The sequence below is a fragment of the Photobacterium sp. R1 genome, assembly GCF_054600795.1.
Genome location: NZ_BAAHZP010000690.1, coordinates 1 through 259, shown reverse-complemented (window position 1 = coordinate 259; position 259 = coordinate 1). Strand labels below are relative to the sequence as shown.

1 pseudogene is annotated in these 259 nt (G+C 51.0%); it reads right to left on the bottom strand.

Features of this window, described 5'->3' with window-relative positions:
* A pseudogene (locus ACYP03_RS26850) lies at positions 1-259 on the bottom strand (ketol-acid reductoisomerase); the annotation flags it as partial.

Below are 259 nucleotides of genomic sequence, written 5' to 3'. Positions count from 1 at the left end.
CAGAATGCCGTTATCAAAGTATTCCTGCTCAGCAATTTTGGCATCAGTTTGCGGGTAGTTTTCAAACGCCGTCTCCGCCGTTTCTGCACGCCAGCCCAGCAGTTCTGCGTCATCGTTCGCCCAGTCGGCCATCATAGTCCGTGAGAACTCACCTGTGATAATGTCGTCCATGTGCTTGTTATACAGCGGACGCATCAGATCTTTCAGCTCTTCAGACAACTCAAATGCTTTGATCTTGGCCGGGTTCGTCAGACGATCC